This window comes from Methylobacterium sp. UNC378MF, assembly GCF_900103195.1.
Taxonomy (GTDB): Bacteria; Pseudomonadota; Alphaproteobacteria; order Rhizobiales; family Beijerinckiaceae; genus Methylobacterium.
On sequence record NZ_FMWU01000002.1, the window covers coordinates 176,930 to 203,794 of the forward strand.

Below are 26,865 nucleotides of genomic sequence, written 5' to 3' on the forward strand. Positions count from 1 at the left end.
GGGAAGGTGGGCGCCGGGACGGATCAGGCGAGGCTGCGCGCGGCTTCGTGAATCGCCGCGCGGATGCGCTGGTAGGTGCCGCAGCGGCAGATATTGCCGTCCATGGCGCCGTCGATATCGGCGTCGCTGGGCTTGGCGTTGCCGGACAGCAGGCCGATCGCCGACATGATCTGGCCGGACTGGCAGTAGCCGCACTGGACCACGTCGAGCTTGCGCCACGCCGCCTGGACGGCCTCGGCCACCCGGCCCGACACGCCCTCGATCGTCGTCACCTGGGCGGCGCCGACATCGCCCAGCCGCGTCTGGCAGGCGCGGACCGGCTGCCCGTCGAGATGGACCGTGCAGGCGCCGCATTGCGCGATGCCGCAGCCGTACTTGGTGCCGGTGGCGTCGAGCCGGTCGCGCAGCACCCAGAGCAGAGGCATGTCGGGATCGGCGTCGATCGCGTGCGTGACGCCGTTGACGGTGAGATTCGGCATGGTCGGCGACCCTCTGTCGACGCGTGCATCCGGGCACCCCGGATCGCGACGTGCGGCTTCGCTCGGGCAAGCGAGCCCGCAACCCAGAATAGAGAGCGCGGGCCCGAACACGATGTGCGGCACCGCACGCCGATCCGGCGTCGGAACAGCCTCGATACAGCCCCCGATGCTTAAGATTGAAGCGATACCGGCAGCCGCTTCTTAACACATCCGCCTCATTCTCACGGAGTGCTTCCCAGCCACCGCCGCCCGTCCGCGCATTCGAGCCGAGTTTCAAGACGCGCATGTCCGATCTCACCGTCGAGATGGTCCAGCGCGGTCGCGGCCCCTCGACGGAGGAGGCGGCGCGCCGCCTCGGGGTCGCCCGGGAAATCCGCTCGGCCCGCGAGAAGCTGACCTCGCAGACCGGCCTGGAGCGGGCTTTCGACTACGAGTTGTTGCGCCACTATGCTCAGTACCGGGCCGGCGCGGGGATCCCGCTGGCGGGGTTCGCGGCGGCGCTGGCCGCGGCGGCGACTTTCTGGATCGCGCCGCCGGTGGCGGCGGCCTGGGCGCTCGGCGTCTTCCTGATGATCACGCTCAACACGACGTTGAGCCGGCGCTTCCTCCGCGCCGACCCGGCCACGATCCCGCTCGCCCGCTGGCGCCGCCGCTTCCTGATCGGCGAGGTGCTGCAGAGCCTGTCGTGGGCCGCGATGATCGGGCTCGGCACCACCGGAGGCTGGACCTTCGCGCTGTTCGGCCTCGTCATCGCCTCCGCCGTCACCACCATGCTGGCCGCGACGGTGCCGCTGGCCGCCATCGCCGCCCTGGTGCCGCTGGCCCTCGCCACCGCGTCGCTGGCCGCCTTCTCCCGCGGGATGGACCTGCTGATGCTGGTGGTGATGGCCGGCGGCGCGCAGATCTTCTTCCTCGGCCTGTCCCGCCGCCTCTACACCTCGACGGTGGGCGCCCTGCGCTCCCGCGCCGAGAAGGACGCAGTGTTCGGCGAGCTGGAGCAGGCCAAGGCCAACTCGGACGAGGCCCGCCGCCGGGCCGAGGAGGCCAACCTCGCCAAGTCGCGCTTCCTCGCCACGATGAGCCACGAGCTGCGCACGCCGCTCAACGCCATCCTGGGTTTCTCGGAGGTGATGAAGAACGAGGTGTTCGGCACCCACACGGCGCCGTCCTACCGCGAGTACTCGCACGACATCCACGACAGCGGGATGCACCTCCTCAACCTGATCAACGAGATCCTCGACCTGTCGCGGATCGAGGCGGGGCGCTACGAGCTCAACGAGGAGCCGGTGCAGCTCGCCCACGTGGTGGAGGAGTGCCGCCACATGATGGGCCTGCGGGCCAAGGCGAAGAACCAGACCTTCCACGACCTCGTCGACGGCTCGCTGCCGCGGCTCTGGGCGGACGAGCGGGCACTCCGCCAGATCGTCCTGAACCTCCTGTCGAACGCCGTGAAGTTCACGCCGCCGGGCGGCGAGATCTGGCTGAAGGTCGGCTGGACCGCTTCGGGCGGGCAGTACGTGTCGGTGAAGGACAGCGGCCCGGGCATCCCCGAGGACGAACTCGGCACGGTCCTGTCCTCGTTCGGGCGCGGCTCGCTCGCGATCAAGACCGCCGAGCAGGGCTCAGGCCTCGGCCTGCCGATCGTGAAGGGCCTGGTGGAGCTGCATGGCGGGCAGTTCCAGCTCTCCTCCAAACCCCGCGAGGGAACCGAGGTGGTGGTGACGCTGCCGGCCGCCCGGGTCATGGACACGCTGCCGCCCGTAGAGGTCGAGCCGGAATTCGTGGGCCCCGTGCGCAGCCCCCTCAACCGCGCGGCGTGAGCCGCCCGTCCGGACGGCCGCGCTCAGGCGAGACCGCCGAGCGCGCGGATCCTGGCCCATTCGGCCTCGGTCACCGGCTGTACCGACAGGCGAGAATTGTTGACCAGAACCATGTCGGCGAGCGCCGGGTCGGCCTTGATCGCCTCGAGCGTCACCGGGCGCGGCAGCGCCTGCACGGCCCTCACGTCGACCATGCCGAAGCGGCCGGTCTCGTCGGTGTGGTCGGGATAGTAGGGGCGGATCACCGCGACGATGCCGACCACCGCCTTGCCCTCGTTCGAGTGGTAGAAGAAGCCCTCCTCGCCGACCTGCATGGCCATCAGCTGCTTCTTGGCGAGGTGGTTGCGCACGCCGTTCCAGTACGTGCCGGCCTCTCCGGCCGCGACCTGCTGCGCCCACGACCAGGTCGCGGGCTCGGATTTGAACAGCCAGTACGCCATCGCTGAGATCCCCGAGGACCGCCCGGCCGGGCGGCAGGCCCCGCCATAGCCCAGCTTCGCCCTCAGGGGACAGGTCGACGCCGCGGCCAACCCGCGTCCGGGCAAGCCCTGAGGCATCGTTAAAAACCGGTACCTTCTCGTTTTTCGAGGAATGCTGTTGGCTGAATATTAAATTCTGAATGCCACTCCTCGGAGAGGAACGCCCAATAATTATCTCCGGTCGCATACATGCTGTCACTGGTCGGCTGCTTCGCCGGAGATCATAACGTTTGGCTTGTAGCCCTGGCGGCGCTTGTCTGTGCGCTGGCAAGCGCGACGGCGATGGAACTGCTCATCCATGCCGAAAGGGCGGGCGACCGCAGCCGCTACACCTGGCTCGCGGTGGCCGCCGCCGCCGGCGGGTCGGGGATCTGGGCGACGCATTTCCTGGCGATGCTCGCCTTCGAGCCGGGGCTGCCGTCGGGCTACGGCGTCGGGCTGACCATCCTCTCCTACGCCGATGCCGTGGCGATCACCGGGCTCGGCTTCGCCCTGGCCACGACCGGCCGGGCGGTCCAGGCGGCGCTCGGCGGTGCGGTGGTGGGCGGCGGCATCGCGGCGATGCACTATACCGGCATGGCCGCCTATCAGGTGCCGGGGCACCTCGTGTGGAATCCGCTCCCGGTCGTGATCTCGGTCGGCCTCGGGGCGGCATTCGGCGCCGCCGCCCTGGCGGTGGGGCTGTCGGCCACCACGGTGCGGGGCCGCTTCGGCGGCGGCGCGCTGCTGATCCTGGCGATCTGCGGCCATCACTTCACCGGCATGGCCGCCGTGACCATCCAGCCCGATCCCACCGTGGCGATCCACCCGAGCGCCATCAGCACCACGTGGATGGCGGCTTCGGTGGCGGCGGCGAGTGTCCTGATCCTGCTGCTCGCCGGGGCAGCGCTGGCGCTCGATCTGCGGGAGCGCAGGCGCGCCGAGTTCGAGCGCGAGCGGCTGCGCAGCCTCGCCAATGCGGCGGTGGAGGGCCTCGTCGTGTGCCGCGGTGGCGAGATCGTCAGCGCCAACGAGGCCTTCGCCCGGCTCGCCGGCACCGGGACGTCCGACCTCGTGGGCACGAAGCTGGCCGCGTACCTGCCCGGCGTCGCCGCCGGGGCCGGAACGGTCGACCAGCCCCTCGAGGCGGAACTCGTACCGGCGGAGGGCGGCCCCATCCCGGTGGAGGTGATCATGCGCCCCGTAGCCGAGTACGGGCGCCTGCCGCACCACGCCGTGGCGGTGCGTGACCTGCGCGCCCGTCGCCGGGCGGAGAGCGAGATCCATTACCTCGCCCACCACGATGCGCTCACGGGACTGGCCAACCGCACGAGCTTCCATGCGCGGCTCGAGCGGGAGATCCGCGCCGCAGACGCCCAGGGCAGCCGGCTTGCCGTGCTGTGCCTCGACCTCGACCGCTTCAAGGAGGTCAACGACCTGTTCGGGCACGCGGCCGGCGACGCGATGCTGCGCGACCTCGCGCTCCGGGTCGGCGGCCTCCTCGACCCCAAGCAGCTGATGGCCCGGCTCGGCGGCGACGAATTCGCGATCCTGACGCCGCAGGTGGACGGATCCGCCGAGCGGCTGGCCGAGCGGATCCTGGCCACCCTGGCCGCGGTGCCGGCCGCCTCCGGCCCGGTGATCGCCACCAGCATCGGCATCGCGGTCTATCCCGCCGACGCCGCGGACCAGCACGCGCTCCTGAGCCACGCGGACGCTGCCCTGTACCGGGCCAAGAACGAGGGGCGCGGCATCTGCCGGCGCTACGACGCCAGCATGGGCGCGCAGATCCGCGACCGGCGGCAGCTGGAGCGCGACCTGCGCCACGCGGTGGCGCGGAGCGAGCTGGAACTCGTCTACCAGCCGCAGACCCAGATCGGGACCGGCGCGGTGACGGGCTTCGAGGCGCTGCTGCGCTGGCGCCACCCCGACCGCGGCAGCATCTCCCCGGCCCTGTTCGTGCCGATCGCGGAGGAGACCGGGGCGATCCTGGAGATCGGCGCCTGGGTCCTGCGGGAGGCCTGCCGGGCGGCGGTTCGCTGGTCGAACCCGCTGGCGATCGCCGTCAACGTCTCGGCGGTGCAGCTCCACAACCCGCATTTCGTGCAGTTCGTCCACGGGACCCTGTTCGAATCCGGCCTGAAGGCCGAGCGCCTCGAGATCGAGATCACCGAGACGGCGCTGATCCGGGATCCGGCCCGGGCGCTCCTCACCCTGCGCCAGCTCAAGGCCCTGGGCGTGCGGATCGCCATGGACGATTTCGGCACCGGCTATTCCTCGCTGTCGAACCTGCGCTCCTTCCCGTTCGACCGAATCAAGATCGACGGCTCGTTCATCAGGGCGGTCCACAGCAACCCGCAGGGGGCCGCGATCGTGCGCTCCGTCCTGGGGCTGGGGCGCGGCCTCGGGCTCGCCGTGGTGGCGGAGGGCGTGGAGACGGCCGACGAGCTGGCCTTCCTGGCGGCGGAGAACTGCACCTCCGCCCAGGGCTACCTGCTGGGCCGCCCCGCGCCGATCGGGCGCTTTTCCGCCCACACCCACGGCGCCCAGCCTGAGCGGGCGGCCTCGGTGGCGTGAGGCGGTTTCCGGCCCGGGCCGCGCGACCTAGTCGGACTCCCCGCGCAGCGGTCGGGCCAGCAGCCCCGCGATCACGTCGTCGACGCTGGCCTTGCCCGCCACGATGGCGGCGACGGCCTCCGCCACCGGCATCTCGACGCCCTTGGCGGCGGCGAGGCCCGCCAGCGCCGTGGCGGTGAACGCCCCCTCGGCGAGCTTGCCGCCCGCGGCCTCGGCCGGGCTCGCGCCGGCGCCGAGGCGCTGGCCGAAGGCGAAGTTGCGCGATTGCGGCGAGGAGGCGGTCAGCACGAGGTCGCCGAGGCCGGAGAGGCCCATCAGCGTCTCGGGTCGTCCCCCGAAGGTGCGGGCGAAGCGCATCAGCTCGGCGAAGGCCCGGGCGATCAGCGCCGCCCGGGCGCTCTCGCCGAGCCCGCGCCCGGCCACGATCCCGCACGCAATCGCCAGGACGTTCTTGCCGGCACCGCCGATCTCGACGCCGCGCACGTCGTCGGTGTGATAGAGCCGGAAGCTCGGACCGGACAGCAACCCGCTCAACGACGCGGCGAGGCCGGGATCGGCCGCCGCCAGGGTCACGGCGGTGGGCAGGCCCCGGGCGACGTCGGCCGCGAAGCTCGGGCCCGACAGGACCGCCACGGGCGTGCCCGGCGGCAAGGCCTCCGCCGCGACCGCGCTCATGAAGCTGTCGCTGCCGCGCTCGATCCCCTTGGCGCAGACGATCACCGGACCGGCCGTGGCCAGGGGGCCGTGCAGATTCGCCAGCACGCCGCGCACGGTCTGGGCCGGCACGACCAGCAGGGTCGCCCGGGCGCCGGCGAGCTGTTGCGGATCGGCCGTCGCCGCGATGCCCGGATGGAGCGGCACGCCGGGCAGGTAGCGCGGGTTCTCGCGGCCCGCCTGGAGGGCGGCGGCGGCCTCCTTGTCGCGCAGCCAGAGGGTGACGGGGTGGCCGGCCCCGGCGGCGGCGTTGGCCAGCGCCGTTCCCCAGGCGCCGCCGCCGACGACGTTGATCGGGCTCTGCGCGCTCATGCCGCGTCCTCCCTGTCCGCGCAGTCCAGCCGGTAGAGCACGTGCGCGCGCAGCGGCCCCTCCGGCACGGCCGGATGCGGAAACGTTCCGGACGGCGCCATGCCGAGGCGCTCCATCACGGCCCGGGACCGGGCATTGCCGGCCGCCGTGAAGGCCACGACGGCGCGGATGCCGCAGCGCCCGGCGAGATCGGCCAGCGCCAGCCGCCCGGCGCGCGTGGCGAAGCCCCGGCCCCAGGATCCCCGCGCCAGGCGCCAAGCCAGCTCGACCGTCGTTCCGGGCCGGTCGCCGCCCGGGAAGGGCAGGGGGCGCAGGATCCGCATCGCGCCCGCGAAGCCGATGAAGCGGCCGTCGTGCTCCAGGGCCCAGGGGCCGAACCCGTCCGCCACGAAGCGCCGGTCGACAAGGCCGGCCTCGGCGGCGCTCTCCGCTTCGGTCCGGGGCCGGGGGAAGTACGCCATCACCCTCGGGTCGGCGTTGAGCGCCGCGAAGGGCGCCGTGTCGTCCGGGCGCCAGCGGCGCAGGATCAGGTCGCCGTCCCGGAGGGCGTCGGGCACCGGCGCGGGCGGGATCTTGCCGCGCCACGCCAGCGAGCGCCGGTTCAGGAGCGCGAGATCGGCCTCGCCGGCGAGCACGGCCTCGCCGAGCGCGATCGCCAGCTCCAGTTGCTCGAGGGGCATGGTGGCGTGGGCGGGCGGGCGGACATGGTCGCGCCAGGGTCCGCCGCAGGCCTGGTCCAGGAGGATGCGGGCGAAGCAATGGTCGCGCCGCACCGGCCAGCCCGGACGGGCGGCCTCGGGCAGCCGGCGCTCCACCAAGTCCCGCCAGTGCGCGCGCCGCTCCGCCGCGCTCATCCGGCCGGGACCGCCGGCCGGGCCGGAGCGGCCGCCAGCGGCCACCGGGGCCGCGCCGGGGCGGTGAGGTCGTCCACCAGCCCGAGGCGCAGGCGCTCCAGCCCGGCCCAGGCGATCATCGCGCCGTTGTCGCCGCAGAGCGGCAGGGGCGGCGCCACGAAGCTCAGGCCCGCCTCGCCGGCCAGGGAGGCCAGCGCCCGCCGGATGGCGCCGTTGGCCGCCACGCCCCCCGCCGCGACCAGGGCGGTGGGCCGTCCGGCCACGTCCGAGAAGGCCCGCAGGGCGACCCGGGCGCGGTCCACCACCACGTCGACCACCGCGGCCTGGAAGCCCGCGCAGAGATCGGCGACGTCGCGCTCGGCCAGCGGGGCGATCCGCTCGGCCTCGATCCGCAGGGCGGTCTTGAGGCCCGAGAGGGAGAAATCGGCCTCGCGACGGCCGAGCATCGGCCGGGGCAGGGCGAAGCGCTCGGGATCGCCGGCCTCGGCCATGCGCTCGACCGCGGGGCCGCCGGGATAGCCGAGTCCGAGGAGCTTGGCGGCCTTGTCGAAGGCCTCGCCGATGGCGTCGTCCACGGTGGAGCCGAGGCGGACATAATCGCCGACGCCGCGCACGGCGATGAGCTGGGTGTGGCCGCCCGAGACCAGCAGCAGCAGGTAGGGGAAGGCGATGCCGTCGGTGAGCCGGGCCGTGAGGGCGTGGGCCTCCAGATGGTTGACGGCGAGCAGGGGTTTGCGGGTCACGAGCGCCAGAGTCTTGGCGGTGACCAGTCCGACCAGCACGCCGCCGATCAGCCCCGGGCCGGCCGCAACCGCGATGCCGTCGAGATCCTGGAAGCCGGTTCCGGCCCGGTCGAGGGCGCGGGCGATCAGCCGGTCGAGCACCTCGACGTGGGCGCGGGCGGCGATCTCCGGCACGACGCCGCCATAGGCCGCGTGCTCGGCGATCTGGCTCAGCACCTCATTGGCGCGGATCAGGCCGACGCCCTCCTCGTCGACCGACACCACCGCGGCGGCGGTCTCGTCGCAGGTGGTCTCAATGCCGAGCACGGTCTTCTGCACGGGTGGAACTCCTCCGATCCGAACCGCATCCTATCCGCCGGCGGTCACGGCGCGAAGGCGGAGCCTCGTCGAGCGCAGCGGCCCCGAACGACGGCCTCGGGCCTTCGGAAAACGACGCAGCGCTCGGCCGTCTCTCCGATCCGCACCTCGGGTCGAGGGCGCGGCTGGAATGGCCATCGCCGGCCTGCCCCGCCCGGCAGGTGCGCGGCCCCGGTCGCCCTCAGTCGACCGCCACCATCACGTCGGAGGCCTTGATCACCGCATAGGCGGGACCGCCGGCGACGAGCTTGAGGGATTCGACGGCCTCGTTGGTGATCGAGGCGGTGACCACCTGGCCGGGGCTGATCTCGATCTTGACGTGGGAGGTGGTCGCCCCCTTCCCCACCGAAAGGACCGTGCCCTTGAGAACGTTGCGCGCGCTGATCTTCATGGTCTGCTGCCCAGCTCCATAAGCCGCACCGGAACAGGCCGCCTCGGGCGGCCTCGGGCGGGTCTCCTACAGCATGGCGGGGCCCGGCGCGACCACCTCAGCGCGGATCGGCATCGGGCTCGCCGGCCTCGTCCTCGGGGATCGGCGCGGCGCCCCAGGCGGCCAGCGCGGCGTTGAGGTCGTCGAGGACGAAGTGCCGGGCGCTGTCCCGGTCGTATCCGTCGGCCAGAAGGTCGTCGTAATCGGTGAAGACGTGGCGCGCATACGTGACGAGGGCGAGACGTGCCGCGGTCTCCGGGGCGGCCCGGCGCAGGCCCGGGCTCGCCAGAGCCCGGGCGAGAATGGCCTCCGCCTCGAAATCCGGCAGGCGCGGGGCGAGCCGGGCCAGCGCGGCGGCGACGGCATCCCGGCGGTTCGAAGGCGGTGGTCCGGCACTCATCGGGGGCCAGTCGACGGCATGCTTTTAACCGCGCGATCGGATAGGATCGACCCTCGATAAGGCGGGGCCGGCACAGGATCCTCCGCCGGGGAGATCAGGTCCATGGCAAGTCTTCGTCCCGCGCTGCTTCTCGGTCTCCTGCTCGGGGCCGCGCCGGCGCTGGCCCAGAGCCCGGCTCCGGGCGCGGGTCCCGGCCCCGCCGCCGGCCCGACCGGCCCCATCGTGGGCGGCCGCCGGGTGCCCCCCACGGGCCAGACCAAGCCGCCGGGCGGCGCCGCAGCCACCGGAATGCCGCAACCCGTGAACCAGGCCGAGATGATCAAGGCCCAGAAGGCCGCCGAGGCCCGCTCGAAGGCCTGGGACAGCAAGATGCGCCACACGATGGGCTCGATCTGCCACGGCTGCTGAGGCCCGGCACGTCGTGCCGGAGGCCGGAGCCCCCGTTCGGCGTGAGGCTCCGGAAACGCGAAGGGGCCGCCCGCATGGGCAGCCCCTCCATCGGTCGCCGGGGCGACAGGATCAGCGGGAGTAGAACTCGATGACGAGGTTCGGCTCCATCTGCACCGGGTAAGGAACCTCGGACAGGCTGGGGATGCGGGTGACGCGGGCGGTCATCTTGGCGTGGTCGGCCTCGATGTAGTCCGGCACGTCGCGCTCGGGGAGCTGGGTCGCCACGATGACGATCTCGAGCTGGCGGGACGATTCCTTGACCTCGATGAGGTCACCGGCCTTCACCTGGTAGCTCGGGATGTTGACGCGGACGCCGTTGACCTTGACGTGCCCGTGGTTGACGAACTGGCGCGCGGCGAACGGGGTCGCGACGAACTTCGCCCGGTAGACCACGGCGTCGAGGCGGCGCTCGAGCAGGCCGACGAGGTTCTCGCCGGAATCGCCGCGCAGGCGGATCGCCTCGGCGTAGTAGCGGCGGAACTGCTTCTCGGTGATGTTGCCGTAATAGCCCTTGAGCTTCTGCTTGGCGCGCAGCTGCGTGCCGAAGTCGCTCATCTTGCCCTTGCGGCGCTGGCCGTGCTGGCCGGGGCCGTATTCGCGGCGGTTGACGGGGCTCTTCGGGCGGCCCCAGATGTTCTGGCCCATGCGGCGGTCGAGCTTGTGCTTCGCCTGAATCCGCTTCGACATATCTTTCGCGTCCTCTCGAGACCGAGAATGAGGAACGCGCCCTCCTTTTCCCGGACGTCAGGTCCGGGACGACAGGGCGGGAGGATCCCGCCCACGGGTGCGCGTGAAAACGCGACGGGGCCCCGTGCGGAGCCCCATCGACGGGCGGGTCTTTAGGGGACGGCGCCGCCGCGGTCAACCGTGAGAGGTCAGATGGACGAGTCAGTCGCGGTCCGGCGCGGTGCGCCCGCGGACGTGGAGGTGATCCGGGCGCTGGTCGAGGCGGCCTACACCAAGTGGATCCCGGTGATCGGCCGCCTGCCGATCCCGATGCGGGCGGATTACGCGCAGGCGGTGCTGGAGAACCGCTTCGACCTGCTGCTGGCCGGCCCGGAGCTCGCCGGGCTGATCGAGACCAAGGCGGAGGCCGACCACCTGCTGGTCGTGAACGTGGCGGTGGACCCGGCTTTCCAGGGCCGGGGCTTCGGCGTCAGGCTGATGCAGCGGGCGGACGCCATCGCGGCGGAAGCCGGGCTCGCGCGGCTGCGCCTTTACACCAACAAGAAGTACGTCGCGAACCTGCGCCTCTACGGCGCGCTCGGCTACCGGGCGGAGCGGGAGGAGCCCTATGCCGGCCCGGGCCGGACGCGGGACGACGACATCACCGTGCACATGGTGAAGGATCTCGCGGCCGACATGGCTGAGCGCCGGCAGGCCTGACTCTTCGACCCGGCCCCCAGTCATCGCGAGCGCAGCGAAGCGACCCAGGGTGGCGCGCCACCGCAGAGCGTGGCGCCGCTGGATTGCTTCGCTGCGCTCGCAAAGACGGCGTGTCCCCCCGGCCCACGGTGAAAGCCCGGTCTCCCGGCTCCCCTCAGGTCACCACGCTCGGCTCGGCCCGGCCGGTGCGGGGCTCGATCTCGGCGATCGCGCGGGCCGCCGCCGCCACCGGCGCCAGCACCTCGGCCACCGGCAGGTCGAGGCGGTCCGGCGCGTTCTCGTAACGCTCCAGGTAGACCCGCAGCGTCGCCCCGGCGGTGCCGGTCCCCGAGAGGCGGAACACCGCCCGCGCATCCTCGGCGAAGCCGATCCGGATGCCCTGGCGCTCGGTCAGCGAGCCGTCCACCGGATCGCGGTAGGCGAACTCGTCGGCGGTCGACACCGTGAGATCGCCGATCCGCGTGCCCGGCAGCCCGGCGAGCTTCTCGCGCAGCGCGTCCATCAGGCCGTTGGCGCCGTCCGAATCCACTTCCTCATAGTCGTGCCGGGCGTAGTAGTCGCGGCCGTAGGTCCGCCAATGCGCCCGCACCAGCGCGTCGGCGCGCTCGCCGGTGGCGGCCAGGATGTTGAGCCAGAGCAGCACCGCCCAGAGCCCGTCCTTCTCGCGCACATGGTTCGAGCCGGTGCCGGCGCTCTCCTCGCCGCACAGGGTGATGAGGCCAGCATCCAGCAGGTTGCCAAAGAACTTCCAGCCGGTGGGCGTCTCGTAGGCCTTGATGCCCAGCGCGGCCGCGACCCGGTCGGCGGCGCGGCTCGTGGGCATGGAGCGGGCGACGCCCGACAGGCCGCCCGCGTAGCCCGGCGCCCGGTGGGCGTGGGCGGCGAGCAGCGCGAGGCTGTCGCTCGGCGTCACGAACAGGCCCGGGGCGACGATCATGTTGCGGTCGCCGTCGCCGTCGGAGGCGGCGCCGAAATCCGGCGCGTCGGGCCCCTGCATCAGGTCGAACAGGTCGTGGCAATGCACCGGGTTCGGGTCCGGGTGGTGGCCGCCGAAATCCTCCTTCGGGACCGCGTTGACGACCGTGCCGGCCGGCGCGCCGAGCATCCCTTCGAGGATCGCGGTGGCATAGGGGCCGGTCACCGCGCTCATGGCGTCGAAGCGCATGCGGAAGCCGGAGGCGAACAGGCGCGACACGGCGTCGAAATCGATGAGCGTGCGCATCAGCGCGGCGTAGTCGGCCACCGGGTCGATCACCGTGACCGTCATGGCGCCGAGGCGGGTGTCACCGAGCCGGTCGAGGTCGAGGTCCGGGGCTTCGACGAAGCGGTATTCCGTCAGCGCCTTGGCCCGCGCGAAGATCGCGTCGGTGAGGGATTCCGGCGCCGGGCCGCCGTTGGCGGCGTTGAACTTGATGCCGAAATCGCCCTCCGGCCCGCCCGGGTTGTGGCTCGCCGACAGCACGATGCCGCCGAGCGCCTGGGCCTTCCGGATCACGCAGGAGGCGGCCGGCGTCGACAGCAGGCCGCCTTGCCCGACGAGAACCCGGCCGAAGCCGTTGCCGGCCGCGAGGCGCAGCGTCTTCTGCACCACCTCGCGGTTGAGGAACCGGCCGTCGCCGCCCAGCACCAGGGTCGCGCCCGCCTTGTCGGGCAGGGTGTCGAAGATCGCCTGGACGAAGTTCTCGACGTAGTTCGGCTGCCGGAACACCGGCACCTTCTTGCGCAGGCCGGAGGTGCCCGGCTTCTGGTCGGGGAAGGGCGTGGTGGCGACGGTGGTTGGAGTCGTCATGGACGGGCGTCTCCCGGAATCTTGCGCCTCCATGCCCGTGCGGAGGCGCGGCGTCACCAGCCCGGGCGACAGGGGCGGGCTTTTTTCACGCGGTTTCGCCGGATCAGGCGACGGAATCCGCCGCCTGTCCGGCCGGCGGCGCCGCGGGGCGTTGCGCCTGCCGACAGCCCTCGGTTGAGTTACCCCAGCCGCCACGCAAGGCGGATCGGAGGAAACCATGGCGGACAGACGCGCGCAGACGGATGCGAACGGAGTGCCTCCGGGCAAGGAGCCGACCAGGGGCTTGGCCCGGCGCCAGCTGGTCGGGGCCCTCGCCGCCGGCGTGGCGGTCGCGGCAACCCCGGCCCCGGCGGCCGCCCCGTCGGGCCGGCTGACGACGGAGGAGTTCCGCCTGCCCTGGAGCGAGCCCGGCGTCGACATCTACGTCCGCAACAAGCGCCCGGCCGGGACCGACCGGTTCCCGGGCGACCGGATCCTGCTCTACGTGCACGGCTCCACCTACCCATCCTCCACGGCCTTCGACCTGCCGCTCGGCGGGATGTCGCCCATGGACTACCTCGCGGGCCTCGGCTTCGACGTCTATTGCGTGGACCTGCCGGGCTACGGCCTGTCCGGGCGCCCGGCCGCCATGGACGCGCCGCCGGCCGACAACCCGCCGCTGATGCGGACCCCCGACGCCGCCAAGGTTGTGGGGCAGGTCGTCGACTTCATCCGGAAGCGGCGCAACGTCGAGAAGATCGACCTGATGGGCTGGTCCTGGGGGACGTCCACCATGGGCCTCTACACCAGCACCCACAACGAGGCGGTCAACCGACTCGTCCTCTACGCGCCGCAATGGCTGGCGCGCACGCCCGGCCTGATCGGCGGCGGCGGGCCCGTGGGGGCCTATCGCAGCGTCAGCCGCGACAGCGCCCGGGCGCGCTGGCTGACCGGCGTGCCCGAGGACAAGAAGGCCGACCTGATCCCGGCGGGCTGGTTCGACCAATGGGCCGACGCGACCTTCGCCACCGACACAGCAGGAGCCAAGCAATCGCCGCCGGTCCTGCGCGCCCCGAACGGCACAGTGGCCGACAAGGACGCCTACTGGGCGGCCGGCAAGCCGCTCTACGACCCGGGCGAGATCCGCGTGCCGGTGCTGATCATCCACGCCGAGTGGGACGCGGACCTGCCGAGCTATCAGGCGCAGGAGTATTTCACCAAGCTCACGCACGCGCCCTACAAGCGCTTCGTCGAGCTGGGGGAGGGCACCCACACGGTGATGATGGAGAAGAACCGCATGCAGTTCCTCCACGAGGTCGGGGCCTTCCTCACGGAGGCGGACCCGCAGGCGCTGAACTGAGCGGCCGTGCCCGGGGGCCGGCCGTTCCCATACCGTTGCCTCATCCTGAGGTGCCCGCGCCAGCGGGCCCCGAAGGCGGGCTCCAGGGATCGCGCGGCCGGCTGGAGGCCTCCTGCGAGGCCTCCGCTCCGGCACCTCAGGATGACGGCACGAACAGGTGGGCTCGGGGCGGGGCGGCCAGCCCGGCCGCCCCGGCGGCCGAGCCCTATTCCGCCGCCTGCCGCGCCGCGTAGCCCAGCCGCTCGTTCAGCGCGCGGATCAGCTTGGCGGCCGCCTCGGCGATCACCGTGCCGGGCGGGAAGATCGCCGCCGCGCCGGCCGCTGTCAGCGCCGCGTAGTCGCCCGGCGGGATGACGCCGCCGATGGCGATCATCACGTCGTCGCGGCCCTGCTCGGTGAGCGCCGCCTTCAGCTCCGGCACCAGGGTCAGGTGGCCGGCCGCCAGGGACGAGACGCCGACGATGTGGACGTCGTTCTCCACCGCCTGCCGGGCGGCCTCCGCCGGGGTGGCGAAGAGCGGCCCGATATCCACGTCGAAGCCGAGATCGGCGAAGGCCGAGGCGATCACCTTCTGGCCGCGGTCGTGCCCATCCTGGCCCATCTTGGCGACCAGGATGCGTGGCCGGCGGCCGTCGTTCTCCTCGAACGCCTCGACCAGCGCCCGGACTTCCTCGACCACAGGCGACATGCCCCCCACCTCGCGCTTGTAGACGCCGGAGATCGAGCGGATCTCGGCGCGGTGCCGGCCCCAGGCCTTCTCCAGGGCCTCGGAAATCTCGCCCACCGTCGCCTTGGCGCGGGCCGCCTCGACGGCGAGTTCCAGCAGGTTGCCGGCGCCGTCGGCGGCTTTCGTGAGGGCGTCGAGCCGCGCCGTCACGGCGGCCTCGTCGCGCTCGGCGCGCAGGCGCTTGAGCTTGTCGATCTGCAGGCGGCGGACATTGCCGTTGTCGACCCGCAGCAGCTCGATCGCCATCTCGTCGTCGGCCCGGAACTTGTTCACGCCCACGATGGTCTGGCGGCCGGAATCGATCCGCGCCTGGGCGCGGGCGGCGGCCTCCTCGATCCGCAGCTTCGGGATGCCGGCCTCGATCGCCTTGGCCATGCCGCCGAGCCCGTCGACCTCGCGGATATGCTCCCAGGCGCGCGCCACCATGTCGGCGGTGAGCTTCTCGACGTAGTAGGAGCCGCCCCAGGGATCGACGATCCGGGTGGTGCCGCTCTCCTGCTGCAGGAACAGCTGGGTGTTGCGGGCGATCCGGGCCGAGAAGTCGGTGGGCAGGGCCAGCGCCTCGTCCAGCGCGTTGGTGTGGAGCGACTGCGTGCCCCCCTGCGTCGCCGCCATCGCCTCGATATTGGTGCGGGTGACGTTGTTGAACACGTCCTGGGCGGTGAGCGACCAGCCCGAGGTCTGCGAGTGCGTGCGCAGGGCCAGCGACTTCTCCGACTTCGGATCGAAACTCTTGACCAGCTTCGCCCAGATCAGGCGCGCGGCCCGCATCTTGGCGACCTCCATGAAGAAGTTGGTCGAGATCGCCCAGAAGAACGACAGGCGCGGGGCGAACTGGTCGATGGTCAGCCCGGCCGCCAGCCCCGCCTTGATGTACTCGACGCCGTCGGCGAGCGTGTAGGCGAGTTCCAGGTCGTTCGTGGCGCCGGCCTCCTGCATGTGGTAGCCGGAGATCGAGATCGAGTTGAACTTCGGCATGTTCTTCGACGTGTAGGCGAAGATGTCCGAGATGATCCGCATCGATCCCTTGGGGGGATAGATGTAGGTGTTGCGGACCATGAATTCTTTGAGAATATCGTTTTGAATGGTGCCGGCGAGCTTCTGCGGCGGCACGCCCTGCTCCTCGGCGGCGACGATGTAGAGGGCGAGGATCGGCAGCACCGCGCCGTTCATCGTCATCGACACGGTCATCTCGTCGAGGGGAATCCCCGAGAAGAGCGTGCGCATGTCGTAGATCGAGTCGATCGCGACCCCCGCCATGCCGACATCGCCCGAGACGCGGGGATGGTCGGAATCGTAGCCCCGGTGGGTGGCGAGATCGAAGGCGACCGACAGGCCCTTCTGCCCGGCCGCGAGGTTGCGGCGGTAGAAGGCGTTCGAATCCTCCGCCGTGGAGAAGCCGGCATATTGCCGGATCGTCCAGGGCTGGGTGACGTACATGGTCGGGTAGGGGCCGCGCAGGAACGGCGCGATCCCCGGATAGGTGTCGAGAAACTCGATGCCCTCCCGGTCCTCCGGCCCGTAGCGGCCCTTCACCGGGATGCCCTCCGGCGTCATCCAGGGCTCGCCGAGTGCCGGGGCCGCGATCGCGAGTGATTCGCCGGCGAGCGGGATTTCGGCGAAGTTCGGGATGCGGGAGGTCATGGCGTTGACTCGTTGTGGCGTTTGTCACGCCATTATAGACGCGCGCCTCACGCGGGCTACTCCCCCGCAGGTCTAGGACCGTGGCCGCCCCGCAGGAGGTAGACCACGGTCCCGGCCAGCATCAGCGCCATCCCGTACCACGTGATCGCGTAGACGAGGTGGTTGTTGGGGAAGGCGATCACCGTGAGGCCGCCCACCGGCAGGCCGCCGGGATTGGGCGTCGCGTCCGCGTCCACGAAGTAGGGGGCGACGTCGGTCAGGCCCCGGGCCCCCGCGATCGCCGCCACGTCGCGGGAATACCAGCGGTCGTCCTTGGGATCGTTCGAGCGCAGGAAGGCGCCCTTGGGTTCGGTCAGCCGCAGGAGACCGGTGACCGTGGTCTCGTCCGCCACCTGCCCGGCCGCGCGGGTCGCCGGATCCCGCCGATCACCGGGCACGAAGCCGCGGTTGACCAGCACGAGGGTCCCGTCCGGGCGCCGCAAGGGCGTCAGCACCCAGAACCCGCCGCCGCGCTCGGTGACGGCCTGAACCAGGGTCTCGCGACCGTGCAGGAAGGCGCCCGAGAGGGTCACGTGCCGGTAGGCGTCGTCGGGGCCGACGCGGGGCCACTCAGCGGGGCCGGGAGCCGGCACGGGCGGGGCGTGGACCCGGGCATCGACCCGGGCGATCAGGTCGAGCTTCCAGGCCCGCCGTTCCACCTGCCAGGTCCCGAGCCCCAGCAGCACCAGGAAGACGATTCCCGCGCCGATGCCGAACACGGCGCGCCGCAGCAACGAGAGCGGGGCCGGGGAGGGGGCCGAGCCCGGATCAGCCCCCCCTCCCGACCCCGCGGGCCTCATCTCCGGACGCGCGCTCAGCGGGCGTTGTTCATGACGTCGTGGGCATCCATCGGCATCATGTTGTGGTTGAGGTGGTACATCACCCACACCGAGCCGGCGAGCATGATCACCACCAGCGTGATGGTGAAGATCAGCGCCATGAAGGTCCAGCCGCCCTCCGACTTCGTGCTCATGTGCAGGAAGTAGATGACGTGCACGACCATCTGGACGCCGCCGAGCGCCAGGATGACGAGCGTGGTGACGAGGCTGTTGTCGAGAACGTTGCCCATCACCAGCCAGAACGGGATCACCGTCAGGATCACCGACAGGACGAAGCCCGTCATGTAGCTCTGGAAGGTGCCGTGCCCGCCCTCGCTGTGGGCGTGCGAATCGTGCGTGTCCTGACCGTGGCCGGTGAGGCGGTGTGCGTCGGCGCTCATTCGAGCACTCCCATCAGGTAGACGACGGTGAATACGCCGATCCAGATCAGGTCGAGGAAGTGCCAGAACATCGACAGGCACATCAGCCGGCGCTTGTTCTCGACGATCAGGCCGCGCTTGCTCACCTGCACCATCAGCACGACGAGCCACAGGATGCCCATCGAGACGTGCAGGCCGTGGGTCCCGACCAGGGTGTAGAACGACGACAGGAACGCGCTGCGCCAGGGCGGCGCGCCCTCGTGAAACAGGTGGACGAACTCCCGGATCTCCAGGGCCACGAAGGCCACGCCGAACAGCCCGGTCACCGCCAGCCAGATCTGTGTCTGCTTCACCCGGTTCCGGTCCATCTCCAGCATGGCGAAGCCGTAGGTGATGGACGAGAACAGCAGCATGGCGGTGTTCACCGCGATGCCCGGCAGGTCGAACAGCTCCTTCGGGGTGGGTCCGGCCGCGTAGCTGCGCCCGAGCACCCCGTAGGTCGCGAACAGGGTCGCGAAGATGAGGCAGTCGCTCATCAGGTAGAGCCAGAACCCGAGCATGGTCGAGCCCTCGGAATGATGGCCCTCCTCGTCGGTCTGGTAGAAGACCGGCGCCGCGGCGCCGGGGGGTGCAGTCTCCGCGTGCATCATCGGATCACGCCATCTCCAGTTCGCGCGTCCGCTGACCTTCCGTCCGACTGACGACGTCGGCGGGAATGTAGTAGTCGCGATTGTAATTAAAGGTGTGAGCGATCGCGACGACGAAGATCGCCACGAAGCTGAGCGCTGCCAGCCACCAGACGTACCACACCATGGCGATGCCGAAGGTGAAGTTCAGGGCCGCCAGGATCGCGCCGGCCGCGGTGTTCTTGGGCATGTGGATCGGCCGGTAGCCCTTGAGCGGACGGTCGAAGCCGCGGTTCTTCATGTCCCACCACGCGTCGGAATCGTGGACCACCGGCGTGAAGGCGAAGTTGTAGTCCGGCGGCGGCGAGGAGGTGGACCATTCCAGGGTCCGGCCGCCCCACGGATCGCCGCTGAGGTCGCGCAGCTTGTCGCGGTTCCGGATCGAGACCACGAACATGATGATCTGCGAGGCGATGCCGCAGGCGATGAGCGCCGCGCCGATGGCGGCGATCACGAACCAGATCTGCAGCGACGGGTCGTCGAAATGCTGCATGCGCCGGGTCACGCCCATCAGGCCGAGCACGTAGAGCGGCATGAAGGCGACGTAGAACCCGGTCACCCAGAACACGAGGGCCATCTTCCCCCAGAACTCGTCGAGCTTGAACCCGAAGGCCTTGGGGAACCAGAAGGTCACGCCGGCGAACATGCCGAACAGCACGCCGCCGATGATCACGTTGTGGAAGTGCGCGATCAGGAACAGCGAATTGTGCAGCACGAAGTCGGCCGGGGGCACCGCCAGGAGGACGCCGGTCATGCCGCCGATCACGAAGGTGACGATGAACGCCACCACCCACAGCATCGGCACCTCGAACCGGATCCGGCCGCGGTACATGGTGAACATCCAGTTGAAGATCTTCGCACCCGTCGGGATCGAGATGATCATGGTCGTGATCCCGAAGAACGAGTTCACGTCCGCGCCCGAGCCCATGGTGAAGAAGTGGTGCAGCCACACGAGGTAGGCGAGGATGGTGATGACCACCAGCGCGTAGACCATCGAGGTGTAGCCGAACAGGCGCTTGCCGCAGAAGGTCGAGGTGATCTCCGAGAACACGCCGAAGGCCGGCAGGATCAGGATGTAGACCTCCGGGTGACCCCAGATCCAGATCAGGTTGAAGTACAGCATGGCGTTGCCGCCGAGGTCGTTCGTGAAGAAATGCGTGCCGACGTAGCGGTCGAGCGACAGCATCGCGAGAACGGCCGTGAGGATCGGGAAGGCGGCCACGATCAGGATGTTGGTGCAGAGCGACGACCAGACGAAGATCGGCAGCTTCATCATGGTCATGCCGGGCGCCCGCATCTTCACGATGGTGGCGATCAGGTTGATCCCTGAGAGCAGCGTCCCGATGCCGGCGATCTGCAGGGCCCAGATGTAGTAGTCGACGCCCACGCCCGGGCTCATCGCCGCCCCGGAGAGGGGCGGGTAGGCGAGCCAGGTGGCGCGGGAGAACTCGCCGACGAACAGCGAGACCATCACCAGCATGCCGCCGGCGACAGTCATCCAGAAGCTGAAGTTGTTGAGGAACGGGAAGGCGACGTCGCGGGCACCGATCTGCAGCGGCACCGCGAAGTTCATGAGCCCCGTGACGAACGGCATCGCCACGAAGAAGATCATGATCATGCCGTGGGCGGTGAAGATCTGGTCGTAGTGGTGCGGCGGCAGGAAGCCCTGTTCCTGGCCGAACGCCACCGCCTGCTGCGAGCGCATCAGGATCGCGTCGGCGAAGCCGCGCAGCAGCATCACGCCCGCGAAGATGCAGTACATGATGCCGATCTTCTTGTGGTCGATCGACGTGATCCAGTCACGCCACATCGGCCCCCAGAAGCGGTAATAGGTGATGACGCCGAGGACGGTGAGGCCGACGACGGCCACGCCGGCGAAGGTCGCCTGCAGGATCGGCTCATGGTAGGGGATCTGCTCGATCGTAAATCGACCGAAGAGCAGCTGCTGGAGGTCCAGGTTTGCGAACATGGGATCGGCCCGTTCAGTGGGTTCGACGGCGACCGCCGGTCATGTGTGTGGAGTCCGCTGTCGTGACGCGCGGAATCATTGGTTCTGCTGCTTGATCATTGGTTCAGCTGCTTCGGGGCGATCTGGCCGCCCTCGCTCTGGCCCTCGCCGGAACCCTTGCCCTGGCTATCGGGCGCCTTCTGTTCCCGGACGTCCGGGTTGCCCATGTCGGGCCGCGGCTGCATGCCCTGAGGCTGAGTCTGGCCGTGCGGGGCGGTCTCCGAGGCCGGCGCCGTGGCGCCCGGTCCCTCGACGCCGCGCTCGGCGAGGCGGTTATCGTACTGGAGCCGCTTGTAGTTCTCGGCGGCCTCCGCGCCCGAGGCACCGCCCTGCGCGTCGATCTTCACCATCTCGCCGACGCACATCTGGTCGGGTCGGGGACACATGCCGATGATCCGGTCGTACAGGCCCTTCATGTAGGACTTGTAGAGCCGCGCCGGCTCCGCCTCGCTCGGCTCCTCCAGCTTCAGATAGGCCTCCTGGGTCAGCTCGCCGCCCTGGGCCTTGGCCTTGGCGATCCACTGGTCGAAGCTCTCGTTGGTCAGGCCGTGGAACTTGAAGACCATGTTGGAGAAGCCGGCGCCGCTGTAATGCGCCGAGCGGCCCTCGTAGGCGCCCGCGCGGTTGACCACCGCGTGGAGCTGGGTCTGCATGCCCGGCATCGCGTAGACCATGCCGGCGAGCGTGGGCACGTAGAACGTGTTCATCACGTCGGTGGCGGTGATCTTGAAGCGGATCGGCCGGTCCACCGGCGCGGCCAGTTCGTTGACCGTGGCGATCCCGTATTGCGGGTAGAGGAACAGCCACTTCCAATCCATGGCGATCGCCTCGACCTCCAGCGGCACGGTGCCGGCCGGAACGTCGCGCTTCGGGTCGATCTTGCTGAGCGGCCGGAACGGATCGAGGGTGTGGGTCCCGATCCAGGTCAGCGCGCCGAGCGCGATGATGATCATCAGCGGCGCCGTCCAGATCAGCACCTCGAGCTGCGTCGAATGGTGCCATTCGGGATCGTAGACCGCGTCCTCGTTGGTGGCGCGGTAGCGCCACGCGAAGATCAGCGTGAAGGCGATCACCGGGACGATGATCAGGAGCATCAGCCCGGTAGCCGCCAGCACGAGGTTGCGCTGCTGCTCGGCCACGTATCCGGCCGGATGCAGGACCACGAAGTTGCAGCCGCCGAGCAGGGTCAGGAGCGGCAGGGTCAGGAGCGGCAGGAGGCGCCGCCCGCGGCCGCCTCGGCGCGTCGCGGTGTCGGTCCTGTCCGGTCGATGGGTCTTAGAGGTCACAGCACGCGTCTCGTTATCCCATGCCGCTGCCGCGGCGCTTCTGCCGTGCCGCGCGAGGCGGCGTTCCTGTCAGCCAACGGGTGGCCGGCGGCCTGCGCCGCCGGCCGGACCGGCTACATCTGACGCATTTCCGAGCGGTCGGTGAACAGGGCCACCAAGCTGCAGACCGCGCCCGACAGGAGGTACACGCCGATCATCGCCAAGCCGTAGCGCTGCGAGAGGAACAGGGCCACGAGCGGTGCGAAGCCGGCGCCGAGCAGCCACGCGAAGTCGGAGGTGAGCGCGGCACCGGTGTAGCGGTAGCGGTTGCCGAGGCGGGCGCTCACCGCACCCGCGGTCTGGCCGTAGGCGAGGCCGAGCAGCATGAAGCCGATCGTGACGTAGATGGTCTGGCCGATGGCGCTCTCGCCGAACAGGAGCGGCGCGATGATGCTGCCGACGGCGAAGAAGCCGATCAGCGAAGAGCTCATGATCAGGCAGTTGCGGCGGCCGATCTGGTCGGCGATCAGCCCGGAGGCCGCGACCGCGCCGGCGCAGACGATAGCACCCGAGAATTGCACGATCAGGAACTCGCCCGGCGAGCGGGTGGTGCTGTTCAGCGCCAGCCACGCGATCGGGAAGATCGTCACGAGATGGAACAGCGCGAAGGCGGCGAGCGGCACGAAGGCGCCGCGGACCACGTCGCCCGCGTGGTGACGGAACAGCTCCAGCGCCGGGACCGGACGCAGCCGGTCGAGGTCCATCATCCGGGCGAACTCGTCGGTGGCGACGAGACGCAGCCGGGCGAACAGGGCGACCACGTTGATGGTGAAGGCGCAGTAGAATGGGAAGCGCCAGCCCCAGTCGATGAAGTCGGCCTCGTCGAGGTTGACGAGGAAGAACGCGAACAGCGCGCTCGCCACCATGAAGCCCAGCGGCGCGCCGAGCTGCGGGATCATCGCGTACCAGCCGCGGCGCTCGCGCGGGGCGTTCATGGCGAGCAGCGAGGCGAGGCCGTCCCAGGCGCCGCCCAGCGCCAGGCCCTGCAGGATCCGCAGGCCGGCCAGGATGTAGACCGCCGAGATGCCGATGCTGTCGTAGCGCGGCAGGAAGCTTACCGCCGCGGTCGAACCGCCGAGCAGGAACAGGGCCGTGGTCAGCTTGACGCTGCGGCCGTGGCGCCGGTCGATCGCCATGAACAGCACGGTGCCGACCGGCCGGGCGATGAAGGCGAGGGCGAAGATCGAGAAGGCGTAGAGCGTGCCCTTCAGCGGGTCGACGAAGGGGAAGAAGACCTTCGGGAAGACCAGCACGCAGGCGATGCCGAACACGAAGAAGTCGAAGTATTCGGAGGCGCGACCGATCACCACGCCGATGGCGATCTCGTTGGGATGGACCTTGTGGTCTCCCATCGCCTGCTGGGCGTCGCGCTCCAGGCCCGTGACCGTAGGGGTGTTCGCACTCATCTCTGATTGTCGCCCTCGCCGCGCGCCCGTCGGGACGCCTTGGCCGGAACTGCCTCTTGCGGCATGTCCAGAGGTATCGCAACCGGCTCCCGACGCAAGTTCACCCACTGACGCATGCATAGCACCGCGCGGTCGTGGCCACCGGCGGCACAACGGGGCGAGGACCGCTCACACGCGGTAATGCGCCGAATTCCGTGACAGGTTGATGTTGTAATAGGGGTCGGCGCGCAGCTCCGGGCCCCAGCGGTCGAGCATGGTCAGCACCTCGCCCTCGAAGCGCTTCTGCTTCTCCGGCGTGTCCTCGGCCCCGCGGCTCTTCGACTCGTGGTGAATCAATTTGGCGAAGGGCGTCCAGACGATCCGGTAGCCGGCCTGGCGGATCTTCAGGCAGAGATCGACGTCGTTGAAGGCGACCTTCAGGGCCTGCGCGTCGAAACCGCCGACCTGCGCGAAGACATCCGCCCGCATGGCCAGGCACGCGCCGGTGACCGCCGAGACCTCGTGGGCGATGACCATCCGGCAGAAATAGCCCGGATCGGCATCCGCGACGCCGAGATGGCTGTGGCCGGCCACGCCCCCGATCCCGAGGACGATGCCGCCGTGCTGGATCGTGTGGTCCGGATAGAGGAGCTTGGCCCCGACGGCACCGATCTCCGGGCGCACCGCGTGGCGCACCAGCTCGGCGAGCCAGCCGGGCTCGAGCACCTCGATGTCGTTGTTGAGGAACAGCAGCACCGCGCCGGTGGCCGCGGCGGCGCCGCGGTTCGACAAATCCGAGAAGTTGAACGCTCCCGGCACCGGCACGACGCGCACCCGCGGATCGTCCCGGTAGCGGGCGAACAGCGCGGCGGTCTCGGGCTCGCGGCTGTCGTTGTCGACGATGATCACCTCGATGTCGGGGTAATCGGTCGCGCCGAGAAGCCCGTCGAGGGTCACCGACAGGATCTCGGCCCGGTCCCGGGTCGGGATGATCGCGGAGACCCGCGGCGGCGGTGCCGGCAGCGGCCGGATCAGGCGGTTGAAGCCCCCGGGACCGCGCTCCGCCCGGCCGCCCCAGGGCGCCACGACCTCCTCCAGGGCCTGCAGGCGCGCGGCCTCCGCCCGGGCGAGCGACCGGTCGGAAAAGGTGCCGGAGCCCTGCGCGGCGCGCCAGTGATAGAGCACCCGCGGGATGTGGCGGATGCGGGCGGGGTCGAGCCCGTCGGTCAGCCGCAGCAGCAGGTCGTGGTCCTGGCTGCCCTCGAAACCCGGACGCAGGCCGCCGACGGCGCGCAAGGCCTCGGTGCGCACGACCGTGAGATGGTTGATGTAGTTCTGCGCGTAGAGCAGCTCGCGGTCGAAGCAGGACTTGAAGTGGGGGTCGAACCGGCGGCCGCGCCCGTCGATCTTGTCCTCGTCGCTGTAGATCAGCACGAGGTCTGGATCGCGGCGCAGCGCCCGGGCGACCTCGTACAGGGCGTCCTCGGTGAGCGCGTCATCGTGATCCATGAAGGCGCAGACCGCGCCCCGGGCCATGCCCAGCGCGTCGTTGGTCGCCCGGGCGATGTGGCCGTTCTCCGACCGGGTGAGGACGCGGATGCGCGGGTCGGCCTCGGCCGCCCGGCTCAGGATCCGCGGGATCTCGGAGCGCGTGGAGGCGTCGTCGACGGCGCACAATTCCCAGTGCGGGTAGAGCTGCGATCGCAGCGACGCCAGGGCCGCCCGCAGCACCTTCGGGTCGGGATTGTGGACCGGCATCAGCACGGAGATCAGGGGCGGATCGGCCCAGGCGGCGATCTCGGCGGCGATGCCGTCCCGCTCGGCGCGGCGCAGCGTGTGGGTGCCGAGCCAAGCCTCGTAGCCGCTCACGCGCCGGTGGCGCAGCGCCCGGCCGAGGAAGCCCCGCGCCCGCACCTTCTTGCCGAGGATCCGCCAGGTGAGCGCCTGCATCGTCAGGCCGGGCTCGCGCAGGAGGCCGCGGGCGGCCAGGACCGGCCGGGCGAGGCGGCGCACGGCGATCCGGCGCAGCCGGACCGGGACGCGCCCCGCCGGATCGGCGACGCGCAGCTCGACCACGTCCTGGGGCAGGCAGCCGATCCACGCGAAGGCGCCGCCCCCCCGGGCCTCCTGGGGCAGCAGCGTGCCCGGGCGCCCGTCGGGGCCGACGAAGCTGATGTCGGGCAGGGTGTCGCGGGCCTCGGCCGGATCGTTGGACAGGATGATCTCGACCCAGCGGCCCGCGAGATCCGGCAGCGCGACGCGCAGCCCGTCGGAGCCCGCCCGCGCCGCGAGGGGGCGCCGCTTGCCCCAGAGCCCCGTGACCTGCGCCGTCGGGAGGCGGAATTCGGGCACCGCCGGCCCGGTCGCACGCACCATCAACTCCAGCTCTTGTCGACCGAGGCCTTCACGGCATCCGACATGGCCACATCGAACACGATCATGTCCTCGACCGCCTTGACGCTCTTCAGGCGCTCGGCCAGCGCCAGCGTCTCGGCCGGCACCGGGGGCAGGGCCGGGATCGGCGTGCTGATCCCGAGGCGATCGAACAGCGTCGACGCGAAAGCGGGGAAGCGGGTCTTGTGGCCGACGATCCCGACCCGGGCGAGAATCTCGATTGCGGCGATCGAGTTGCCCGGATGGAGCCGGTCGTCCGGCATGCGGGTGCCGAGCTGGCGGGTCAGCGGGTTGTAGAGCAGCCGGTAGGCGGATTCGGGCAGCATGCGGAAGAAGCGCTTGAGGCTCTTCACGTCGGAAAAGTCGTACCCCTCCGCGAAGGCGGCGGCCTCGGTCAGGGGACCCAGGCGCCAGCTGCGCGCGGGATCGGCGGCATCCGCCGTCCGGGCCTTCAGCCAGCGCATCCGGGTCGCCATCTCGATCTGCGGGTCCTGGAGCAGGATGGCCGTGACCATCAGGTCCGGCGTCATGAAGTTCTCGTAGCGCGGGATCGTCACGGCACCCGACAGGAAGGCCGAGGGGGCGGCCGGGCCGGCCAGCACGCAGCTCAGGATCTCGTCCGGCAGCTTGTGGATGCCGAAATAGCAGTGCTGGAAATACGGGAAGAGCGCCGTCTGGAGCACCGTCTCGGGCTCGATGCCGGTGTTGATCAGCATGGTCCGCAGCCGGACCTGACCCTCGGCCGGCATGCGGCGGTAGACCAGCACGTTGGTGTCGGCGTCGTAGAGTTCGAGCCGCGGGATCTCGGACAGCCCCGGCACCTCGGCCTCCGTGACCACGAAGGTGCATTGCCCGGTGGCGTGCCAGCCGTTGCGCTTGAAGGCCTCGTCGATGACGCTGGCCGGGACCTCGGCCACGCGCCGTCCGTCGACCGCGACCACGACCCGGCTGATGGCGAGGGGATTGTCCGGCACGATCCAGCCGCGGATCGAATCGCCCTGATCGTGGTCGATGAAGTAGCGCATGTCCTGAAGCGTGAGGCGGCGGCATGCCGGCGCCCTATGTCCGCCCTGTGTGGCGGCGCGGCCGGATGCCGAGCGGCAGGGCCATAGCGCATTTTTCCGTCGGCGTGCACCAGGGCGGCTTCGGCCTGGTGCCGGATCCGCGCCGATTGATCCGACCGGCCCGGTATTTCCGTCCTTAAACCCTTGATCGAGAACAGCGGATCCGATCGGATCCCGGTGCGATCCGATCGGCACGCGCTCCCGCCGGATGCGCTCGATCCCTCCCGCCATGCAGGTTCCGCTTGCGCCGTCGCCGGGCAGCCGCTATAGGCCCCGCCCACCGGAGC

The 26,865-nt window shown here is 70.6% G+C and carries 23 protein-coding genes; 5 read left to right on the forward strand and 18 right to left on the reverse strand.

Going from position 1 to position 26,865, the window contains the following annotated elements; translation table 11 throughout:
• Positions 1-23: 23 nt before the first annotated feature.
• Positions 24-479: a (2Fe-2S)-binding protein gene (locus BLT59_RS02690; RefSeq protein ID WP_091776196.1), complete on the reverse strand. Its 456-nt coding sequence runs from the start codon at positions 477-479 to the stop codon at positions 24-26.
• Positions 480-763: 284 nt separating this feature from the next.
• On the opposite strand from BLT59_RS02690, the gene BLT59_RS02695 reads away from it, so the two are divergent.
• The gene (locus BLT59_RS02695) at positions 764-2,299 is read left to right on the forward strand and encodes a sensor histidine kinase (RefSeq protein ID WP_091776199.1); all 1,536 of its coding nucleotides are present in this window, start codon (positions 764-766) and stop codon (positions 2,297-2,299) included.
• 23 nt (positions 2,300-2,322) lie between these two features.
• On the opposite strand, the gene BLT59_RS02700 is transcribed toward BLT59_RS02695, so the two are convergent.
• Positions 2,323-2,739 (reverse strand): EVE domain-containing protein, encoded by a 417-nt coding sequence (locus BLT59_RS02700; protein WP_091776202.1) that lies wholly within the window; start codon positions 2,737-2,739, stop codon positions 2,323-2,325.
• A 228-nt stretch (positions 2,740-2,967) separates the two neighbouring features.
• On the opposite strand from BLT59_RS02700, the gene BLT59_RS02705 reads away from it, so the two are divergent.
• Positions 2,968-5,334 carry an EAL domain-containing protein gene (locus tag BLT59_RS02705; protein WP_091776205.1) on the forward strand — a complete coding sequence of 789 codons (2,367 nt, stop codon included), beginning with the start codon at positions 2,968-2,970 and terminating at the stop codon, positions 5,332-5,334.
• Positions 5,335-5,361: 27 nt separating this feature from the next.
• Here the strand turns inward: BLT59_RS02705 and BLT59_RS02710 are convergent, their stop codons facing one another.
• From BLT59_RS02710 to BLT59_RS02730, 5 genes are all read right to left on the reverse strand, one after another.
• The gene (locus BLT59_RS02710) at positions 5,362-6,360 is read right to left on the reverse strand and encodes an NAD(P)H-dependent glycerol-3-phosphate dehydrogenase (protein ID WP_091776208.1); all 999 of its coding nucleotides are present in this window, start codon (positions 6,358-6,360) and stop codon (positions 5,362-5,364) included.
• The gene (locus tag BLT59_RS02715; RefSeq protein ID WP_091776554.1) at positions 6,357-7,214 is read right to left on the reverse strand and encodes a GNAT family N-acetyltransferase; all 858 of its coding nucleotides are present in this window, start codon (positions 7,212-7,214) and stop codon (positions 6,357-6,359) included. The genes BLT59_RS02710 and BLT59_RS02715 overlap by 4 nt, the downstream gene beginning before the upstream one ends.
• Entirely contained in the window at positions 7,211-8,275 is a 1,065-nt protein-coding gene (gene tsaD, locus BLT59_RS02720; protein WP_091776212.1) for a tRNA (adenosine(37)-N6)-threonylcarbamoyltransferase complex transferase subunit TsaD, read from the reverse strand. The genes BLT59_RS02715 and tsaD overlap by 4 nt, the downstream gene beginning before the upstream one ends.
• A gap of 220 nt (positions 8,276-8,495) precedes the next feature.
• Entirely contained in the window at positions 8,496-8,705 is a 210-nt protein-coding gene (locus tag BLT59_RS02725) for a TOBE domain-containing protein (RefSeq protein ID WP_091776215.1), read from the reverse strand.
• Positions 8,706-8,802: 97 nt separating this feature from the next.
• Complete coding sequence (locus BLT59_RS02730) at positions 8,803-9,144, reverse strand: DUF2293 domain-containing protein (protein ID WP_091776218.1); 342 nt, start codon at positions 9,142-9,144, stop codon at positions 8,803-8,805.
• A 102-nt stretch (positions 9,145-9,246) separates the two neighbouring features.
• Here BLT59_RS02730 and BLT59_RS02735 point away from each other — a divergent pair, with 102 nt between their 5' ends.
• Entirely contained in the window at positions 9,247-9,552 is a 306-nt protein-coding gene (locus BLT59_RS02735; RefSeq protein ID WP_091776222.1) for a hypothetical protein, read from the forward strand.
• A gap of 111 nt (positions 9,553-9,663) precedes the next feature.
• Here the strand turns inward: BLT59_RS02735 and rpsD are convergent, their stop codons facing one another.
• Positions 9,664-10,281 (reverse strand): 30S ribosomal protein S4, encoded by a 618-nt coding sequence (gene rpsD / locus BLT59_RS02740; protein ID WP_007558459.1) that lies wholly within the window; start codon positions 10,279-10,281, stop codon positions 9,664-9,666.
• Positions 10,282-10,473: 192 nt separating this feature from the next.
• On the opposite strand from rpsD, the gene BLT59_RS02745 reads away from it, so the two are divergent.
• Positions 10,474-10,980, forward strand: a complete 507-nt coding sequence (locus BLT59_RS02745) for a GNAT family N-acetyltransferase (protein ID WP_091776225.1) — start codon at positions 10,474-10,476, stop codon at positions 10,978-10,980.
• Positions 10,981-11,134: 154 nt separating this feature from the next.
• Here BLT59_RS02745 and BLT59_RS02750 read toward each other — a convergent pair whose 3' ends face one another.
• Positions 11,135-12,769 carry an alpha-D-glucose phosphate-specific phosphoglucomutase gene (locus BLT59_RS02750; protein WP_091776228.1) on the reverse strand — a complete coding sequence of 545 codons (1,635 nt, stop codon included), beginning with the start codon at positions 12,767-12,769 and terminating at the stop codon, positions 11,135-11,137.
• 217 nt (positions 12,770-12,986) lie between these two features.
• Here BLT59_RS02750 and BLT59_RS02755 point away from each other — a divergent pair, with 217 nt between their 5' ends.
• Complete coding sequence (locus BLT59_RS02755; RefSeq protein ID WP_091776231.1) at positions 12,987-14,108, forward strand: alpha/beta hydrolase; 1,122 nt, start codon at positions 12,987-12,989, stop codon at positions 14,106-14,108.
• A gap of 205 nt (positions 14,109-14,313) precedes the next feature.
• Here BLT59_RS02755 and scpA read toward each other — a convergent pair whose 3' ends face one another.
• The 9 genes from scpA to BLT59_RS02800 form a co-directional block, all read right to left on the reverse strand.
• Positions 14,314-16,479 carry a methylmalonyl-CoA mutase gene (scpA, locus tag BLT59_RS02760; RefSeq protein ID WP_091776234.1) on the reverse strand — a complete coding sequence of 722 codons (2,166 nt, stop codon included), beginning with the start codon at positions 16,477-16,479 and terminating at the stop codon, positions 14,314-14,316.
• A 56-nt stretch (positions 16,480-16,535) separates the two neighbouring features.
• A complete protein-coding gene (locus BLT59_RS02765; RefSeq protein WP_091776237.1) occupies positions 16,536-17,252 on the reverse strand; it encodes an SURF1 family protein in 717 nt (238 codons plus the stop codon).
• 80 nt (positions 17,253-17,332) lie between these two features.
• A complete protein-coding gene (gene cyoD, locus BLT59_RS02770) occupies positions 17,333-17,737 on the reverse strand; it encodes a cytochrome o ubiquinol oxidase subunit IV (protein ID WP_091776240.1) in 405 nt (134 codons plus the stop codon).
• Positions 17,734-18,366: a cytochrome o ubiquinol oxidase subunit III gene (gene cyoC, locus BLT59_RS02775; protein ID WP_091776242.1), complete on the reverse strand. Its 633-nt coding sequence runs from the start codon at positions 18,364-18,366 to the stop codon at positions 17,734-17,736. The genes cyoD and cyoC overlap by 4 nt, the downstream gene beginning before the upstream one ends.
• 4 nt (positions 18,367-18,370) lie before the next feature.
• Positions 18,371-20,371 (reverse strand): cytochrome o ubiquinol oxidase subunit I, encoded by a 2,001-nt coding sequence (cyoB, locus tag BLT59_RS02780; protein WP_091776246.1) that lies wholly within the window; start codon positions 20,369-20,371, stop codon positions 18,371-18,373.
• A gap of 95 nt (positions 20,372-20,466) precedes the next feature.
• Positions 20,467-21,696, reverse strand: coding sequence for a ubiquinol oxidase subunit II (cyoA, locus tag BLT59_RS02785; RefSeq protein WP_091776250.1), 1,230 nt, complete (start codon positions 21,694-21,696; stop codon positions 20,467-20,469).
• Positions 21,697-21,809: 113 nt separating this feature from the next.
• The gene (locus BLT59_RS02790) at positions 21,810-23,141 is read right to left on the reverse strand and encodes an MFS transporter (protein WP_091776253.1); all 1,332 of its coding nucleotides are present in this window, start codon (positions 23,139-23,141) and stop codon (positions 21,810-21,812) included.
• 168 nt (positions 23,142-23,309) lie between these two features.
• Entirely contained in the window at positions 23,310-25,496 is a 2,187-nt protein-coding gene (locus BLT59_RS02795) for a glycosyltransferase family 2 protein (protein WP_091776256.1), read from the reverse strand.
• The gene (locus tag BLT59_RS02800) at positions 25,496-26,539 is read right to left on the reverse strand and encodes a hypothetical protein (RefSeq protein WP_091776259.1); all 1,044 of its coding nucleotides are present in this window, start codon (positions 26,537-26,539) and stop codon (positions 25,496-25,498) included. The genes BLT59_RS02795 and BLT59_RS02800 overlap by 1 nt, the downstream gene beginning before the upstream one ends.
• Positions 26,540-26,865 lie beyond the last annotated feature (326 nt).